Here is a 14391-nt window from a genome sequence, read left to right on the forward strand (position 1 = left end):
ATGAGCACCAGCACCACCGCCTCGGTGTCCACCCACATCCTGGACACCTCGGTCGGCCGCCCCGCCGCGGGCGTCGCCGTCCGGCTCGCGGCACGCGCCGGCCGTGAGGCGGACTGGCAGGAGCTCGGCGGCTCCGCGACCGACGCGGACGGCCGGTGCAAGGACCTGCCGGCGCTGCCGGAAGGGACCGCACACGTACGGCTCGACTTCGCCGTGGAGGCGTATTTCGAGCGTTCCGAGAAGAAGCAAGCCGATGCGCAGCAGGACGCCCCCGCGAATCGGGACAGCGGTGCCCCCCACGTGTTCTTCCCGGAGGTGGCGATCACCTTCGCCGTCACGCCCGGCGAGCACTACCACGTACCGCTGCTGCTCAACCCGTTCGGCTACTCCGTTTACCGAGGGAGCTAGCTAGATGACTGTCAATTCCCACCCGGCCCGCCCCGTGCTCCTGGGACAGAACCAGTACGGCAAGGCCGAGAATCGGGTCGTGAAGATCACGCGGGACGGAGCCACGCACCACATCAAGGACCTCAACGTCTCGGTGTCGCTGAGCGGCGACATGGACGAGGTCCACTACTCCGGCTCGAACGCCAACGTCCTGCCGACCGACACCACCAAGAACACGGTGTACGCGTTCGCCAAGGAACACGGCGTCGAGTCCGCCGAGCAGTTCGGCATCCACCTCGCCCGCCACTTCGTGACCTCGCAGGAACCGATCAGGACCGCGCGGATCCGCGTCGAGGAGTACGCCTGGGAACGGATCGAGACCCCCGGCGAGGACGCGCACTCCTTCGTCCGCCGGGGCCAGGAGACCCGTCTGACCCAGATCACCTACGACGGCGCCTCCTGGGAGGTCGTCTCCGGGCTCAAGGACCTGACCGTCATGAACTCGACAAACTCCGAGTTCTGGGGCTACGTCAAGGACAAGTACACGACCCTGCCCGAGGCGCACGACCGCATCCTGGCGACCGAGGTGTCCAGCCGCTGGCGCTTCAACTGGTCCGACGACGCCCAGGAGGCCCCGGACTGGGAGGAGTCGTACGCCCAGGTCAAGAAGCACATGCTGCTGGCCTTCGCGGAGACGTACTCCCTGTCCCTGCAGCAGACCCTCTACGCCATGGGCGCGCGGATCATCGACCACCGCGGCGAGATCGACGAGGTCCGGTTCTCGCTCCCCAACAAGCACCACTTCCTGGTCGACCTGAAGCCGTTCGGGCTGAAGAACGACAACGAGGTGTACCTGGCCGCCGACCGCCCCTACGGCCTGATCGAGGCCACCGTCCTGCGCGACGGCTGCGAGGCGCGGATACCGGTGGATCTCACCAACCTCTGACGCACACCTCTTTCGGCACCCGCGGCCCGGGGCACCCCGCGTCCCCGGCCGCGGCACTCAAAACCTCCAGGGTCCTGCCGTGCCCTGTCCACTTGAGTCCACCGAGGGAAAAGGACACGAAACCATGGCAGCAGACCGGCGCACCGTCATCGAGAACTGTTCGGTCGCGACCGTCGACGCCCAGGACACCGAGTACGCGCACGGCCACGTCGTCCTCGCCGGCAACCGCATCGAGTCGGTCGGCGCGGGCAGCGCGCCCGAAGGCCTGGAGAACGTCGAGCGACGCATCGACGCCACCGGACACCTGGTCACCCCCGGCCTGGTCAACACCCACCACCACTTCTACCAGTGGATCACCCGGGGCCTGGCGACCGACCACAACCTCTTCGACTGGCTCGTCGCCCTCTACCCCACCTGGGCGCGCATCGACGAGCAGATGGTCCACGCGGCCGCCCAGGGGTCCCTGGCGATGATGGCCCGCGGCGGCGTCACCACCGCCATGGACCACCACTACGTCTTCCCGAAGGACTCCGGCGACCTGTCCGGCGCGATCATCGGCGCCGCCCGTGACATGGGCGTGCGCTTCACCCTCGCCCGCGGGTCCATGGACCGCAGCGAGAAGGACGGCGGACTGCCCCCGGACTTCGCGGTGGAGACCCTCGAAGGCGCCCTCGCCGCCACCGAGGAGACCGTCGCGCGGCATCACGACCCGTCCTTCGACGCCATGACCCAGGTCGCCGTCGCCCCGTGCTCGCCGTTCTCGGTGTCCACCGAACTGATGCGCCAGGGAGCGGAGTTGGCCCGTCGTCTCGGCGTGCGGCTGCACACCCACGGCTCGGAGACGGTCGAGGAGGAGAAGTTCTGCCACGAGCTGTTCGGCATGGGCCCCACCGACTACTTCGAGTCCACCGGCTGGCTCGGCGAGGACGTGTGGATGGCGCACTGCGTCCACATGAACGACTCCGACATCGACGCGTTCGCCCGCACCAGGACGGGCGTCGCCCACTGTCCGTCGTCCAACGCCCGCCTGGCGGCCGGCATCGCCCGCGTCCCCGACATGCTGGCGGCCGGCGTACCCGTCGGCCTCGGCGTCGACGGCACGGCCTCCAACGAGTCCGGCGAACTGCACACGGAGCTGCGCAACGCGCTGCTCATCAACCGCCTCGGCGCACACCGGGAAGCCGCCCTCAACGCCCGTCAGGCGCTGCGCCTGGGCACCTTCGGCGGAGCCCAGGTGCTGGGCCGCGCACGGGAGATCGGCTCCCTGGAGCCGGGCAAGCTCGCCGACCTGGTGCTGTGGCGGCTGGACACGCTCGCCCACGCCTCGATCGCCGACCCGGTGACCGCCCTCGTCTTCGGCGCGGCGGCCCCGGTCACCGCCTCCTTCGTGAACGGCCGTCAGATCGTCGAGGACGGACGGCTGTTGCACGCCGACGAGGACGCCATCGCCCGCTCCACCCGCGCGCAGGCGCAGCGACTCGCACGGATCGCCGCGCAGGGCTGAGCGACCGAGAACTCCGGGCGAGGGGGACGGCCCTCGCCCGGATGCCGTGACCGGGGCGCGCGAAGGCGCGCCCCGGAACCGGTCGCCGCCGTCCTGTCCGCCGCTCCCCTTCCCGTGCCCGCCCCGGCCCCGGCCCGGGCGTGGCCCTCCACGACCGCCGCACCACCTCCCTGACACCCACGTCGCAGCCGACGTGCAACCGACCGGAGGAGAGCCGCCGTGTCCCCGCAGTCAGTCGACCGTCCGGTCGTCCACCCCGTGGACGAGAAACTTCCCGTGCTGAGAACGGCGACGAGCGGCCTGCAGCACGTGGCCGCCATGTACGCGGGAGTCGTCGCCCCGCCCCTGATCGTCGGCGCGGCCGTGGGCCTGACCGCCGCCGAGCTCACCTTCCTCACCGGTGCCTGTCTGTTCACCGCCGGACTCGCCACCTTCCTCCAGACGCTGGGCGTGTGGAAGATCGGGGCCCGTCTCCCCTTCGTCAACGGCGTCACCTTCGCCGGCGTCGCCCCGATGACGGCGATCGTGGCCTCCACCGACGACAAGGAGGACGCCCTGCCGGTCGTCTTCGGCGCGGTGATCGTCGCCGGACTGCTGGGGTTTCTGGCCGCACCCGTCTTCTGCAAGGCGGTGCGCTTCTTCCCGCCCGTCGTCACGGGGACGGTCATCACCCTCATCGGCGTCTCCCTCCTCCCCGTCGCGTTCGGCTGGGCCCAGGGGCCCGACCCGCGGGCCCGGGACTACGGCTCGACGACGAACCTGGGCCTGGCGGCGGCGACGCTGCTGATCGTGCTGCTGCTGCGCCGCTTCACCGGCGGCTTCGTCAAACAGATCGCCGTGCTGCTCGGTCTGGTCGTCGGCACCCTCCTCGCGATCCCCCTCGGCGCGACGGACTTCGGCCCGGTGACGGACGCCGACGTGATCGGCTTCCCCACCCCCTTCCACTTCGGCGCACCGCAGTTCCGGCTCGCGGCGATCCTGTCGATGTGCGTGGTGATGGTGGTCTCGATGACCGAATCCACCGCGGACATGCTGGCGTTGGGCGAGATCGTCGAACGCCCCGCGGACGAGCGGACCATCGCGGCGGGGCTGCGCGCCGACACCCTGGGCTCGGCCCTCAGCCCCGTCTTCAACGGCTTCATGTGCAGCGCCTTCGCCCAGAACATCGGCCTCGTCGCGATGACGCGGATCCGCAGCCGCTACGTCGTCGCCGCCGGCGGAGGCTTCCTCGTTCTGATGGGGCTGTGCCCGATGGCCGCCTCGCTCATCGCCGTGGTGCCCCGGCCGGTCCTCGGCGGCGCCGGGGTCGTCCTGTTCGGCTCCGTCGCCGCGAGCGGCATCCAGACGCTCGTCCGGGCGGGCCTGGACAGGGACGACAACGCCCTGATCGTCGCCGTCTCCCTCGCCGTGGGCATCGTCCCGATCACCGCGCCGGAGTTCTATCACGCCTTCCCGGAGACGGCGAGGATCGTCCTGGACTCGGGGATCTCCACCGGCTGCCTGGCGGCCGTCCTGCTCAACCTGGTCTTCCACCACGTGGGCCGGGGCCGGGACACGGACGGTCCCGCGACCCAAGCGGGGGAGGACGTCACCCGGGCGACCCGGGCCCCGGCCACGCCATGAGGTTGGCGAACAACTCGGCCTGCTCGACGGCGTCGTCCAGTGCGTGGTGGGTGTGCGGACGCCGCGGCAGCAGCCCGGCCGGCATGGTCCGCTTCGCCACCGCCCGCAACGGCAGCCCGGCCTTGACGGCGTACAGCGTCTTCATGTCGAGGCAGCCGGAGTGTCCGAACGGACTCTCCCCGGTGAAGCGGATCAGGTACCAGTACAGGAACGTCCAGTCGTACGAGGCCGGATAGCCGCACATCACGGGCTGCGCGCCGCCGCTCACCTCGCGCACCCACCGGGTGAACCGTGCCAGCGCCAGGGCGGGTTCGATGCCCTCGCGGAGCAGACGGGCCCGGTCGAGCCCGCTCACGGCCAGCGCCTGCGGATCGAACTCGTCGCTGATCGGGCGCAGTTCACGGTAGAAGGTCTGCCGGGCGGGATCGACGGCGGTGAAGCCGTCGGCGTCCTGCCGGCCCGCGACCGCCGCCCCCAGGCTCAGCATCGAGTACGGGCCCGGGATCGGACCGTCGGCCTCCACGTCGACGGAGATGTAGAGGCTGGGTCTCACGCTTCGTGCGGTCATGGGAACGGATCATCGCAGCCCGGGCGGGCCGGGGGCATCCGGTTTCAGCGCCGCGAAAGCGCCTGGCAGGGCGTGGTCCGGGGCAGCCGTCCGGTGAAGAACGCCGTCGGCGGGACGCCCATCAGGGTGCGGAAGTCGGCGCTCATGTGCGACTGGTCGTAGTAGCCGGTGGCGACGGCGAGTTGGGCCCACGGAGCGGTGGCCCCGTGCGTGAGGACGTGGCGGACGCGGTCGATGCGGGCGTAGTGCTTGGGGGAGACGCCGACGCCGTCGGCGAACAGGTTGCGCAACTGGCGTTCGCTGACCGCCAGTTCGCGAGCGACGTCCCGCACCGTGGCGGGGGTGCGGTCGGGTCGGGTGGACAGGGCGTCGACGGCGGCCCGCAGCAGGCGTTCGCGTGAGCCGTATTTCGGCGGCGGCAGCAGCTCGGCCAGGCGGGCGGTGATCTGCTCCGGATGCGCACCGGTCAGCTCCCGGGCCAGCCGGCGGGCGGCCGGGGCCGGCAGGTCACCGGCCGGCACCGCCCGGCCCACGAGGTCCACCGCCGGCACCCCGAGCAACGGGCCCACCGCCCCCGGCGCCAGCCGCAGTTGCACGCACGACGTCAGGCGCTCGTCCGGATCCGCGTGATACGTGGCACGCGTGCGCGGGCCGACGACCAGGGTGTCGTGGCGGCCGTTCTCCCCGACGCGGACGACGACCTTGGTCGCCGTGTCCGGCACGTGGGCGAAGGCGTCCGCGGGAGAGCGTTCGACGGCGACCTCGCCGATGCCGGCGATCCAGGCGCGCAGGTCGGAGGGAACGGGCAGGTGCTGCTCGGCGAGGGCGTTCGTCACCCCTCCACCGTAAGCGGGAGGTCGGGGCGAACGGGCGGCCGAAGCGTGCCGGAATTTCCTAGAGCCGAGAGGGCGCCGGCCGCCACCGTGGTGGTCATGATCCTCATCACCGGTGCCACGGGCACCATCGGCGGCGAACTCGTACGACACCTCGCGGCGCGCGGGGAGAAGGTGCGCGCCCTCACCCGCGACCCCGCCGCGGCGCGGCTGCCCGCGGGCGTCGAGGTGGCACGTGGGGACTACCTCGACCCCGCCTCCCTGGAGGCCGCGATGTCCGGGGTGACGGCCGCATTCCTGGTGGGCCTGCCCGGGCCGTCCGTGCAGCACGACGGGCCCCTGGTGGCGGCGGCGCGCACGGCCGGCGTGGGCCGGCTGGTCAAGCTGTCCGCGATCGGCACCGGCGACCCCGAGGTGGGGCCCACCGGGGAGTGGCACGTCGAGGGCGAGCGGGCGGTCCGTGAGAGCGGCGCCCAGTGGGTCGTCCTGCGGCCCTCCTCCTTCGCCTCGAACACGCTGAGCTGGGCGCAGCCCCTGCGGGCGGGCGAACCGGTGCCGAACATGAGCGGTGACGGAGCCCAGGGGGTCGTCGATCCGCGCGACGTCGCCGAGGCGGCCGCCGTCGCGCTGCTCGACGAACGCCGGGCGGGCCGCACGTACACGCTGACCGGGCCCGAGACGATCAGTGTGCCCGGCCAGGCCGCCGTCCTCGCCGGTCTCCTCGGCCGCCCCGTGCAGACCCGCGACCTCGCCCCGGACGAGGTCCGCGCGTACGTGCTGGACTGGTGGCAGGACGAGGCCGTCGCCGACGGCGTCGCGGTGAGTTCCGCGTACGTCCGCCGGGGCGGCAACGCCGTCGTCACCGAGGACGTGCCGCGGCTGCTCGGGCGGCCGGCGCGGACGTACCGGGAGTGGGCGCGCGATCACCTGGGGGCGTTCGGGGCGGAGTGAGGAAGCAGGCCGGGGGCAGGCCGCCGGGGGAGGCTCCGCCGGCCGGAGCGGAGCCTAGAGCCCGAACAGGCCCGGATCCGAGGCCAGTTCCTTGAACACCTCCTGCGGGTTCGCCACCATGCGGCGTTCCTTGAGGTCCAGCAGCCCTCCGACGGCGGTGAGTTCGGCGGCCACCGTGCCGTCCGCCTTGGTGATGGTCTGCTGGATCCGGAACGTCTTGCCGCCGCCCCACTCGAAGACGCACGAGACGTCGACCTCGTCCCCGGCGAGGAGTTCGCGCCGGTAGCGGATGGTGGTCTCCAGGGCGACCGGGCCGACGCCCTCGCCGATCAGCCCGGCCTGGCTGATGCCCGCCGCCTGCAGCAGCGACCAGCGAGCGTGCTCCGCGTAGTTGATGTACACGCTCTGGTTGAGGTGTCCCTGCACGTCGGTCTCGTATCCGCGGACGGTGACCCGGACGGAAAACGGATCGCTCACTGTCTCACCTTCTCGTCGACGAGCATGCGATGCCCTGTTCATCGATGCACTGGGCACCGATCTTGGCATGTCCCTCACATCCGGCGTGGGGAAGCCAGCAGATAGCGCGCTCGCGTCCGGGGCTCGGTGTGCTCGCCGACCTGCCAGCCCGCCTTCTCCAGTGTCGCCGAGCAGGCCCGCAGGGTCGCGTCGTCGGGCCCGTGCACGGCGACCGCCTCCGGCTGCGGGGTGGCTCGGACCCGGTAGCCGTCGGTCCCCCCGGGGCCCGCGGGGCGGTGGCCGTCGGCTTCCAGGGCGAGCGCGGCGGCCCGCACGAGATGAGCGCGCTCCCAGCCGCAGGGCCGGTCGGCGCCGGCGTCCGGGTTGGTCATCCGGCGCAGCTCCAGCAGCCCCTGCCAGGCGCTGTGCACCTCGCGGGCCCGGGCGGGGCCGGTCGCCGCCGCGTCCTCCTCGCCCCCGACGCGTGCGGCGAACACCCCGCTGTCGGTGTCCTTCTGCGGGGCGGCGGCCGGCGGCTCGGGCGCGGCCTCCCGTGTCCGGTGGCCCGCCGGGGTCAGGAAGTGGTCGTGCGGCGGCCGGGGGTGCCGGAAGGCGAGACCGTGTCTGACCAGTGCCGCCAGCTGCGCCGGTGTGCCCTTCAGCCGTCCGGTGACCGGATCGGCGGCGTCGATGACACGGCGCTGCGCGGCGGTCGGCGGTCGTGTCACGGCGTGCTCCCTCCCGGCGACCGGGCCGCTCGCCCGGCGGCCTCTCGTGTGTTCGAGGCTACGACGGGGGTCTGACATTCCAGGCGGCGATCACCGGCCGCCCGTGCTCCGTGCCCAGCCGGCACAGCGTGCCCGTCGCCAGCTGGAACAGCGCCCCGGCCGACGCGGGCAGCCCGAGCCGGCGAGCGGTCAGCACCCGCAGGAAGTGGCCGTGCGCCACCAGCACCACACACCCCTCGGTGTCGGCGTGCGCCGCGTCGACCTTGGCCAGCACCCGGTCGGCCCGCTCCCCGACCTGCTCGGGCGTCTCCCCGGGATGTTCCGGCGGCCCGGGCGCGACCCCGTCGGTGAACAGGAACCATCCCGGCCGGGTGCGCTGGATCTCGACGGTCGTGATGCCCTCGTAGCCGCCGTAGTCCCACTCGCGCAGGTCCGGGTCGAGCCGGACGTCGTCGCCCAGCCCGATCAGCTCGGCCGTCTCGCGGGCCCGCTGCAGCGGGCTGACGAGCGTGGCCCCGATCCGGTGGGAGCGGATCAGCGGCGCCAGCGCCCGCGCCTGCGCGCGGCCGCGGTCGGTGAGCGGGACGTCCGTGGAACCGGTGTGCCGTCCGGAACGCGACCAGGAGGTCTCGCCGTGCCGGACGAGGAAGAGATCACCCATGGGGCACAGGCTGGCACAGCCGTGCCGGCGCTACTGCCGGTACCCGCTCAGGAACCGTCCGATCCGTCCGATCGCCGCCTCCAGGTCGTCCGCGTGCGGGAGGGTCAGGATGCGGAAGTGGTCGGGGGTCGGCCAGTTGAAGCCGGTGCCCTGGACGACCTGGATCTTCTCCCTCAGCAGCAGGTCCAGGACGAACTTCTCGTCGTCGTGGATCGGGTGCACCTTGGGGTCGATGCGCGGGAACGCGTACAACGCGCCCTTGGGCTTCACGCACGACACGCCCGGGATCTCGTTGAGCTTCTCCCAGGCCGTCTCGCGCTGGTCGTAGAGCCTGCCGCCCGGCACGGTCAGCTCGCGGATGGACTGGCGGCCGCCGAGCGCCGCCTGGATGGCGTACTGGGCGGGCGCGTTGGCGCACAGGCGCATGGAGGCCAGCATGGTCAGGCCCTCCAGGTAGTCCCTGGCGTGCTGCTTGGGGCCGGTCACCACCAGCCAGCCCGAGCGGAACCCCGCCACCCGGTAGGTCTTGGACAGGCCGCAGAAGGTCAGGACGACCAGGTCGGGGGCGAGCGCGGCGGCGGAGTGGTGGACGGCGTCGTCGTAGAGGATCTGGTCGTAGATCTCGTCGGCGAAGACCATCAGACCGTGGCGGCGGGCCAGGTCGAGGATGCCCTCGATGATCTCCTTGGGGTAGACCGCGCCGGTGGGGTTGTTGGGGTTGATGATGACGACGGCCTTGGTACGGTCGGTGATCTTGGACGCCATGTCGTCCAGGTCGGGGTACCAGTCGGCCTGCTCGTCGCAGAGGTAGTGCACGGCCTTGCCGCCGGCGAGCGTGGTGACCGCCGTCCACAGGGGGAAGTCCGGCGCCGGGATGAGGATCTCGTCGCCGTCCTCCACGAGCGCCTGGACGGCCATCGACACCAGTTCCGACACGCCGTTGCCGAGGAAGACGTCGTCCACGCTCACCTCCAGGCCCCGGTCCTGGTAGCGCTGGGCCACCGCCCGGCGGGCCGAGAGGATGCCGCGCGAGTCGGTGTAGCCGTGCGCCCGGGGGAGCATCCGGATCATGTCCTGGAGGATCTCCTCCGGCGCCTCGAAGCCGAACAGGGCGGGGTTGCCGGTGTTCAGGCGCAGGACGCTGTGCCCCGCCGCCTCCAGTGCGTCGGCGTGCTCGATCACCGGGCCGCGGATCTCGTAACAGACCTCGCTGAGCTTGTTCGACTGCCGGAACTCCATGCGCGCTCGCCCCTCCGGTTGTTGTGTTGCTTGGTTTTACCAAGTTCCAGCTTGGAAAGTCCAACGACATGTCTAGACTGCGTGCCATGTCACCTCGCCGAAGCTACGACCAGTACTGTTCCGCCGCCCGCGCCCTCGACGTCGTCGGCGACCGCTGGACCCTGCTGATCGTCCGGGAGCTGCTCGCCGGCCCGCGCCGTTACACCGACCTGCACGCCGACCTGCCGGGCGTGAGCACGGACGTACTCGCCTCGCGGCTGAAGGACATGGAACGGGACGGGCTGACCACCCGGCGTCGGCTGCCCCCGCCGGGCGCGGCCTACGTGTACGAACTCACCTCGCGAGGCCGGGAGTTGCTGCCCGTGCTGCAGGCGCTCGGCGCGTGGGGAGAGGGCGAACTCGGCGAGCGGCGGCCCACCGACGCGCTGCGTGCGCACTGGTTCGCGCTGCCCCTGTCGCGCGCACTGCCGGGCGAGGGCGTCGTCGAAGTACGCCTGGACGAGGGGGACTTCCATCTGTTCGTCGGCATGGAGGGCGGCCCGGTGTACGGCTACGGGCCCGCGCCCGTGGAGCCCGACGCGCGGCTCGACCTCGACACCGACACCTGCACGGCCGTCGCCCAGGGGCGGTTGACCGTCCTCGACGCGGTGCGCGCCGGGCGGATCGGGGTGAGCGGCGACGGCGCCCTCGCGAAGGCGCTGCGGGAGGACTGAGCGGGCAGGAGCGGCGAAGAGCCCGCCACGATGTCGTGACGGGCCCTTCCGGCGGAGCGTCGGATCACTGTCAGGCGCCGGGCGGCACGTGCCGGGGCCGTCCCGATCCCCGCGTCAGCGTGTATCCGCCGATTCCGGCGAGCGCGGCCAGGACCGCGCCGATCGCGCTCCACACCCAGCGGTCGGACCACCAGCCGGACGACCAGCCGTCGTCGGGCTCGATGCTCGACAGGACGGCCGAGGCCGACGAGTCGTCCTCCTTGTCCTCGGCCCCGGACGTTACCGCGATGCCGGGCACCAGCGGCTTCGCCAGCGAGCCGTCCACGGCGGCGGCTCCGCCGATGTCCTTGGAGTCCACGCGCAGTTCGGCGTCGACCGGCAGGCCCAGGTCGGACGCCGTGAGACCGAGGGCCGTCAGGCGGACGTAGTACGTGCCCGGCAGCGGGTCGTTCGCCCACGGCTCCGACCAGGCGCGGACCGTGCGCAGCACACAGGCCAGCTCGACGGAGGCGGTGCCCGCCGCGGCGGTGCGCGTCTGCGCGCCGTACTGGCAGGCCTGACGGCGCCGCAGGCCGTCGTACACGTCGACCTGCCAGGTCTGCGCGGTGTGGGTCTGCGGCAGCTTCACCGTCGCCTTCACCGTGGGGCGCTGGCCCGAGTCGGCCGGGAACGACCAGTACAGGTAGTCGCCCGCGGATCCGCTCGCCGTGGCCGTCTGTCCCTGGTCGACCTCCGTCGCCGTACGGAACGACGTGCCGGCCTCGGTGGGCGCCGAGCCGTCGCCCGAAGGGCTCGCGGAGGGCGTGGTGTCGGCCGCGGCCGGTGCGACCGCCAGCCCCAGCGCCAGCAGGGCGCCGCTCAACACACGTGTGATACGCATCAGTTGGTCCTCCAGACCGCGACCCGCCAGCGTGACAGCCAGCCCCACAGCACACCGGCGAGGAAGCCGAACAGCACCAGGACGCCCAGCAGCCACCAGCCGCGGCCGAGGCCGAAGGACGCCACGTCGCTCGCCTGCGAGGGGCCGTCGACCACGTCCACGGTCAGCTCCAGCGGCATGCCCGGCGTGGTCTTCACGCCGGCGGCCGCCGAATAGGAGTTGGTCACCTGGACGCACACCGTCTCGGCGGGCGCCTCGTCGTCGTCGCCTTCCGCCTTGGGGTAGCGAAGACCGGTGGAGACGACATCGGTGCGGCCGTTGCCGGCCGCCTCACCGCGCACGATCTCCCGGCCGTGCACCGTGACCGCCCGCAGCAGCACCCCGTAGTCGGGGTTCATGGCCCGGTCCGCCGCCACGCTCACCGAGGCGCGCAGCTCCTGCCCCGGCTCGACGTCGACCCGGTACCAGCGCTGCTGGCCGAACTCCTCGCGGTCGGTGTACAGGCCCGACTTCAGCGTGGGCGCCTTGGCGCAGGAGGCCGCGCCCTCGGTGGCGACCGGAGTGACCACGGGGTCCGCGGCCCGGTCGACCAACTGGTTGACGCGGTCGGTGAGTTCGTCGGTGTGCTCCACCGAGGTGTAGGTGCCGCCGGTCGCCTCCGCGATGCAGCTGAGCTGCCGGCGCATCTTGACGTTGGGCACCAGGCCCAGCGTGTCGATGGTCAGGCCGATGCCCTTGGCCGCGATCTCACGGGCCACCTCGCACGGGTCGAGCGGAGCGCAGGTGTCCTCGCCGTCGCTGATCAGCACGATCCGCTTGGAACCGGTGCCGCCTTCGAGGTCGTCGGCCGCCTTCAGCAGCGCGGGACCGATCGGCGTCCAGCCGGTGGGGGACAGGGTGGCCACCGCCGTCTTGGCCTCGGTGCGGTCCAGCGGGCCGACCGGGTAGAGCTGCGCGGTGTCCTTGCAGCCCGTCTTGCGGTCGTCGCCCGGGTAGTTCGCGCCCAGCGTGCGGATGCCCAGCAGGACGTTCTCCGGGGTCGCGTCCAGCACCTCGTTGAACGCCTGCTTGGCCGCGGCCATCCGCGTCCCGCCGTCCATGTCCTTGGTCCGCATCGAACCGCTGACGTCGAGGACCAGGTCGACCTTGGGCGCGGTGGCTGTGGTCTCGTCGGCGACCGCCCCGGACGGGAACGCGATCCCGGCCGTGAGCGCGGCGAGCAGGGCGCAGACGCCCGCCGCCAGCCGTTGTGTTCTGATCATCGGCGGATCCTATTGATCAGACGTGTCCCGCCACAAAACGGGGTCAGACCGCGTCCACGCGCAGCGGGTTGGGCAGCAGGGCCCACTGGTCGCCGGACGCGCCCGGCGACAGCCGCATCAGCGTCAGCGCCTTCGTCGGCAGCGGCTCCTCGCACAGGGCCACCAGATCAGGGCTGCGCGGGAGGTCCCGTACGGCCGTCTCCAGGGCCGCCCGCAGGGCCGGACCGCTGCCGGCGGTCCCCGCGAGCGCGCCCGCCACCAGCGAGCCGAACAGCTTGCGCCGCAGGGCCCTCACGTCGTCCGTGCGGATCCGGGCGGGCACGCCGTCCGGCAGCGGGGTGCCGTGCCGGGCCAGCCTGGCCGGACTGACGCGGATGTCGGCCAGGTCGCGGTAGACCAGCCGCAACGGGGCGCCCGAGGCCGACAGCACGACCAGCAGGTTCTGTCCGTGCGCCTCCAGCGCCACGCCCCGTTCCAGCAGCCGCAGCCCGACGCCGAGCGCGAGCCGGGCGAACGCGGCCAGCCAGGCCGGGGAACCGGGCAGCCCGGTCACGGCGAGAGCCGCCACGGGCACGACGTGCTCGCCCGGCCCGCCGTACACGTTCGGCGACTCGCGCAGGACCGCCGCCAGATCGGGGGAGTGGGCGGTGACCGCGCCCAGGTTGCGGGTCATGTGCAGCAGACCGTCCGTGTGCGGCGTCAGGGTCTGCGCGAACGCCGACAGGGCCGCCGAGGCGGCCACGGAACCGACGGAGATGTCCCGCACCGACGACGTCAGCCGCGTGCTCAGCGCTGTCTTGACGTGCGTGCCGCCGGGCAGGGCGAGCGTGCGCAGCGACATCAGCGGACGCGCCGCGACCTCCTGCGCACAGGAACGCTTGAGCACGTGGTCCGCCTGCCAGGGATGCACCGGGATCACCAGCCGCGTCCCGTCCCGCAGGTCCTGCGGCCACTCGCCCGACACCAGGCACTCGCCGGCCGGCACCGGCAGCAGGCCCAGCCGCACCGTCGGGCGGTGCTCGGGGCCGTACGCCAGCTGCTCCGCCGCCGTGAAGCCCGGCCGCGAACGGCAGTTGGGGTGGTACGGGTGCCCGTCGACGACCCGCTGCTCCCACTCCCAGTCCCGCACCGGCCACGCCTCGGGGGCCGTCGAGGAGGCGTCGAGGGGATCCTGCCCGGCCCGCGACAGCGCCAACGACGCTACGCTGTGGCCGAGTTCGGCGGCGAAGTCCGCGCCGTGCGGCGGGGCCAGCGCCGTCAGCAGCCGTGCGGGATCGTCGTACGCCGCCCCGTCCAGCCGCACCTCCCGCACCCGGTCGGCGCTCGCGTACGGGTCCGGGCGCGGGCCGAGCAGACGGCGGCCGTCGCGCAGCCGCAGCAACAGCTCACCCCGGCCCCGCTCGCCGGACTCCTCGCGGGCGGCGATCCAGGGCAGCGGCTCGTGGGCCAGCGCCCGCCACAGCCGGGTCAGCACGGCCGCCCTCGCTCCCGGCAGCTCGGCCGCGAACCGCGGACCGAGGGCGGGGCGTACGACGGCCAGTTCCGCGGCCAGCTCGGCCTCGGCGGTGGGGGGACGATGCACGGGTGGGCTCCTGGGGGTGCGGGTACGACGTCACGACAGGGCCGTGACGACAGCGATA

At 72.7% G+C, this 14391-nt stretch carries 15 protein-coding genes; 6 read left to right on the forward strand and 9 right to left on the reverse strand.

Annotated features, from left to right (window positions below):
• From uraH to ACZ7DE_RS13030, 4 genes are all read left to right on the forward strand, one after another.
• The gene (gene uraH / locus ACZ7DE_RS13015; protein ID WP_470760428.1) at window positions 1-408 is read left to right on the forward strand and encodes a hydroxyisourate hydrolase; all 408 of its coding nucleotides are present in this window, start codon (window positions 1-3) and stop codon (window positions 406-408) included.
• A 4-nt stretch (window positions 409-412) separates the two neighbouring features.
• Window positions 413-1333, forward strand: a complete 921-nt coding sequence (gene pucL, locus ACZ7DE_RS13020; protein ID WP_470760430.1) for a factor-independent urate hydroxylase — start codon at window positions 413-415, stop codon at window positions 1331-1333.
• A gap of 124 nt (window positions 1334-1457) precedes the next feature.
• Entirely contained in the window at window positions 1458-2837 is a 1380-nt protein-coding gene (locus tag ACZ7DE_RS13025) for an 8-oxoguanine deaminase (protein WP_470760432.1), read from the forward strand.
• A 219-nt stretch (window positions 2838-3056) separates the two neighbouring features.
• Window positions 3057-4460, forward strand: coding sequence for a nucleobase:cation symporter-2 family protein (locus tag ACZ7DE_RS13030; protein ID WP_470760434.1), 1404 nt, complete (start codon window positions 3057-3059; stop codon window positions 4458-4460).
• Here ACZ7DE_RS13030 and ACZ7DE_RS13035 read toward each other — a convergent pair.
• Together ACZ7DE_RS13035 and ACZ7DE_RS13040 are read right to left on the reverse strand one after the other, a co-directional pair.
• Window positions 4426-5028 (reverse strand): 3'-5' exonuclease, encoded by a 603-nt coding sequence (locus tag ACZ7DE_RS13035; protein WP_470760436.1) that lies wholly within the window; start codon window positions 5026-5028, stop codon window positions 4426-4428. The genes ACZ7DE_RS13030 and ACZ7DE_RS13035 overlap by 35 nt on opposite strands.
• A 44-nt stretch (window positions 5029-5072) precedes the next feature.
• The gene (locus ACZ7DE_RS13040) at window positions 5073-5864 is read right to left on the reverse strand and encodes a helix-turn-helix domain-containing protein (protein ID WP_470760438.1); all 792 of its coding nucleotides are present in this window, start codon (window positions 5862-5864) and stop codon (window positions 5073-5075) included.
• 96 nt (window positions 5865-5960) lie between these two features.
• Here ACZ7DE_RS13040 and ACZ7DE_RS13045 point away from each other — a divergent pair, with 96 nt between their 5' ends.
• The gene (locus tag ACZ7DE_RS13045) at window positions 5961-6812 is read left to right on the forward strand and encodes an NAD(P)H-binding protein (RefSeq protein WP_470760440.1); all 852 of its coding nucleotides are present in this window, start codon (window positions 5961-5963) and stop codon (window positions 6810-6812) included.
• A gap of 54 nt (window positions 6813-6866) precedes the next feature.
• On the opposite strand, the gene ACZ7DE_RS13050 is transcribed toward ACZ7DE_RS13045, so the two are convergent.
• The 4 genes from ACZ7DE_RS13050 to ACZ7DE_RS13065 all read right to left on the reverse strand — a co-directional run bounded on the left by ACZ7DE_RS13050 (window position 6867) and on the right by ACZ7DE_RS13065 (window position 9896).
• The gene (locus ACZ7DE_RS13050; RefSeq protein WP_470760442.1) at window positions 6867-7289 is read right to left on the reverse strand and encodes an acyl-CoA thioesterase; all 423 of its coding nucleotides are present in this window, start codon (window positions 7287-7289) and stop codon (window positions 6867-6869) included.
• A 74-nt stretch (window positions 7290-7363) separates the two neighbouring features.
• Window positions 7364-7996 (reverse strand): hypothetical protein, encoded by a 633-nt coding sequence (locus ACZ7DE_RS13055; RefSeq protein WP_470760444.1) that lies wholly within the window; start codon window positions 7994-7996, stop codon window positions 7364-7366.
• Window positions 7997-8054: 58 nt separating this feature from the next.
• Window positions 8055-8657: a histidine phosphatase family protein gene (locus ACZ7DE_RS13060; RefSeq protein ID WP_470760446.1), complete on the reverse strand. Its 603-nt coding sequence runs from the start codon at window positions 8655-8657 to the stop codon at window positions 8055-8057.
• Window positions 8658-8687: 30 nt separating this feature from the next.
• Window positions 8688-9896, reverse strand: a complete 1209-nt coding sequence (locus tag ACZ7DE_RS13065) for a pyridoxal phosphate-dependent aminotransferase (protein WP_470760448.1) — start codon at window positions 9894-9896, stop codon at window positions 8688-8690.
• An 86-nt stretch (window positions 9897-9982) separates the two neighbouring features.
• Here ACZ7DE_RS13065 and ACZ7DE_RS13070 point away from each other — a divergent pair, with 86 nt between their 5' ends.
• On the forward strand, window positions 9983-10609 hold the full coding sequence (locus ACZ7DE_RS13070; RefSeq protein ID WP_470760450.1) for a winged helix-turn-helix transcriptional regulator: 627 nt from the start codon (window positions 9983-9985) through the stop codon (window positions 10607-10609).
• A 70-nt stretch (window positions 10610-10679) separates the two neighbouring features.
• On the opposite strand, the gene ACZ7DE_RS13075 is transcribed toward ACZ7DE_RS13070, so the two are convergent.
• Genes ACZ7DE_RS13075 through ACZ7DE_RS13085 form a run of 3 tightly spaced genes read right to left on the reverse strand, consistent with a single transcriptional unit; the run spans window position 10680 to window position 14333 of the window.
• Window positions 10680-11489 (reverse strand): hypothetical protein, encoded by an 810-nt coding sequence (locus ACZ7DE_RS13075; protein ID WP_470760452.1) that lies wholly within the window; start codon window positions 11487-11489, stop codon window positions 10680-10682.
• Complete coding sequence (locus ACZ7DE_RS13080; protein ID WP_470760454.1) at window positions 11489-12751, reverse strand: VWA domain-containing protein; 1263 nt, start codon at window positions 12749-12751, stop codon at window positions 11489-11491. The genes ACZ7DE_RS13075 and ACZ7DE_RS13080 overlap by 1 nt, the downstream gene beginning before the upstream one ends.
• Window positions 12752-12794: 43 nt before the next feature.
• Window positions 12795-14333 carry an IucA/IucC family protein gene (locus tag ACZ7DE_RS13085; RefSeq protein ID WP_470760456.1) on the reverse strand — a complete coding sequence of 513 codons (1539 nt, stop codon included), beginning with the start codon at window positions 14331-14333 and terminating at the stop codon, window positions 12795-12797.
• Between the last annotated feature and the right edge of the window lie 58 nt (window positions 14334-14391).

It is taken from the genome of Streptomyces sp. NPDC037083 (assembly GCF_055606485.1).

Coding starts and splice junctions, on each gene's coding strand:
- uraH (WP_470760428.1), top strand. CDS start 1: ATGAGCACCAGCACCACCGCCTCGGTGTCCACCCACATCCTGGACACC.
- ACZ7DE_RS13035 (WP_470760436.1), bottom strand. CDS start 5,028: ATGACCGCACGAAGCGTGAGACCCAGCCTCTACATCTCCGTCGACGTG.
- ACZ7DE_RS13065 (WP_470760448.1), bottom strand. CDS start 9,896: ATGGAGTTCCGGCAGTCGAACAAGCTCAGCGAGGTCTGTTACGAGATC.
- ACZ7DE_RS13045 (WP_470760440.1), top strand. CDS start 5,961: ATGATCCTCATCACCGGTGCCACGGGCACCATCGGCGGCGAACTCGTA.
- ACZ7DE_RS13025 (WP_470760432.1), top strand. CDS start 1,458: ATGGCAGCAGACCGGCGCACCGTCATCGAGAACTGTTCGGTCGCGACC.
- ACZ7DE_RS13080 (WP_470760454.1), bottom strand. CDS start 12,751: ATGATCAGAACACAACGGCTGGCGGCGGGCGTCTGCGCCCTGCTCGCC.
- ACZ7DE_RS13070 (WP_470760450.1), top strand. CDS start 9,983: ATGTCACCTCGCCGAAGCTACGACCAGTACTGTTCCGCCGCCCGCGCC.
- pucL (WP_470760430.1), top strand. CDS start 413: ATGACTGTCAATTCCCACCCGGCCCGCCCCGTGCTCCTGGGACAGAAC.
- ACZ7DE_RS13060 (WP_470760446.1), bottom strand. CDS start 8,657: ATGGGTGATCTCTTCCTCGTCCGGCACGGCGAGACCTCCTGGTCGCGT.
- ACZ7DE_RS13075 (WP_470760452.1), bottom strand. CDS start 11,489: ATGCGTATCACACGTGTGTTGAGCGGCGCCCTGCTGGCGCTGGGGCTG.